At 48.3% G+C, this 1,606-nt stretch carries 2 protein-coding genes; both read right to left on the minus strand.

All coding sequences use genetic code 11. The features are described from left to right. Positions 1–62: 62 nt before the first annotated feature. A complete protein-coding gene (locus tag KQI79_RS27245) occupies positions 63–329 on the minus strand; it encodes a hypothetical protein (RefSeq protein WP_216541463.1) in 267 nt (88 codons plus the stop codon). Further along, positions 271–1,533 (minus strand): IS91 family transposase, encoded by a 1,263-nt coding sequence (locus tag KQI79_RS27250; protein WP_216541462.1) that lies wholly within the window; start codon positions 1,531–1,533, stop codon positions 271–273. Before KQI79_RS27250 ends, KQI79_RS27245 begins: the two co-directional genes overlap by 59 nt. Positions 1,534–1,606: the final 73 nt, after the last annotated feature.

The following is a 1,606-nucleotide window of genomic DNA, read 5'->3' on the forward strand; positions in this document are numbered from 1 at the left end:
ATCTCCGTTCATACGTACCAAAGTAAGCTGGGGTATGGGGATCTTCTTCCCCTGTCCCCAGTCTACTTTTTCACATCATTTATCCTGTATTCATAGCCATGAACTCCTTTGTAATAATCCGGATACATCGCTCCGCCGCATTCTTCACAACAGAATTGCGGAGGTACGGTCGGATCTCCATCATCCATTGCATCGAAATTCCGAACGACATTCAGCGGAATCTCTTCTTCGCTGCTGCATTGCAAACAGATGTATTTTATCGTTTCTTTGCTACGCAACCCGCTCTGCGGCTTTTTCTTTTTCTTGGCTGCCTTTCGTTTCCTGGACACCGGTGACATCCCGAATCATCCTTTCCAGACATGCCTTTGAGGTGGAGCACACCGCGTACTTCACCTTCAATTTCCCATCCTCAAGACAAGCTTCTCCCTTATATTCATAGTAATTTTCGCATTTGGGACAACATGGCGGCTTCCCCGTCTGCTCCTTGACCCGTTCGCTCCACGTTCTCCGTTTCAATATCCGCTTTGCCTTGACGATCCATCTTCTCGCCGCTTTTTGCCACTCGCTGACTAACTTCTTGCACAGGCTCTTGATCCGCCGCGAGTAAACCCCATAGTAACGGATCGTCTTAAAGTGTTCATCCGGGATATGTCGGATCAGCCTTCCGATGAATTCTTCCACCGGGATGGTCTCCGTTTTCTCCTCCCCATCCGTCTTATCCCGATAACGAAAGGTCACCGTTTCCCCATCATACGCTTCGATCCGGCTCACCGCGATCGCCGGTCTTCTCATATAACGCCCGATATATCCGAGTTGCCGCTTGACATTCCCTTTCTGTTTCGGAGCATGCACATAGAAGCCCTCCCCATTTTCGGAGTAGGCTTTTTGCAAACGGGATTGTACTTGCTTTTTCTCTTGGTCGCTTAACTTTCGGCGAATCAGCTTTAACACCACGGTCTGCCATTGCTTACGCAACATCCCGAACGGCACAAAGTCATACGTTTTCCATTTACCGTTCTTCTCCATTCCGCCCATGGTCACCAGCATATGGACGTGGGGATTAAAGTGAAGCCGTGCCCCAAACGTATGTAATCCAGCAATAATACCGGGAGTTACCTGATGCTTCGTCTCGAAATACTCTTTGACCACACGAACCGCTTCATCCATAAATTCTTTCAGCAGTTTTTCCCGATGAAGCAGAAACACTTCCCGCAACCGTTCATCGATCGTGAAGACGACGTGGCGATGGTTCACTTGGAATACGTCTTGTTCCAGGAGCCGTGCCCATTCTTCTGTCTCTCCGCATGAACAGGTCGTACAGAATCTTCCTTTGCAGCGATACGGAACAAGCCGCAGATCATGGCATCCTTCGCACACCAGCAGTTTAAATCCATTTCGGGGATCTCCGCATTTGCGGAACTTCTCCACTTCTTTTAGAACATGAGGACGAAGCTTGCTCTTATGCTTCGCAACAAACCGATCCCAATGTCCATGTTCATCAAAGAAGATTCGTTTTAGCACGTTCGTCTCCATATCCTAACCTTACCAAAAACAAAAACGAGGCGGAAGCCCTGCCCACCCCAAAATTTTATAAATTCTATAATGT

It is taken from the genome of Paenibacillus sp. MSJ-34, from assembly GCF_018918005.1.
Classification (GTDB): Bacteria; Bacillota; Bacilli; order Paenibacillales; family Paenibacillaceae; genus MSJ-34.

Bases quoted from the DNA above. Each gene is read 5' to 3' on its own strand.
- KQI79_RS27250 (WP_216541462.1), bottom strand. From the start codon at position 1,533: ATGGAGACGAACGTGCTAAAACGAATCTTCTTTGATGAACATGGACAT.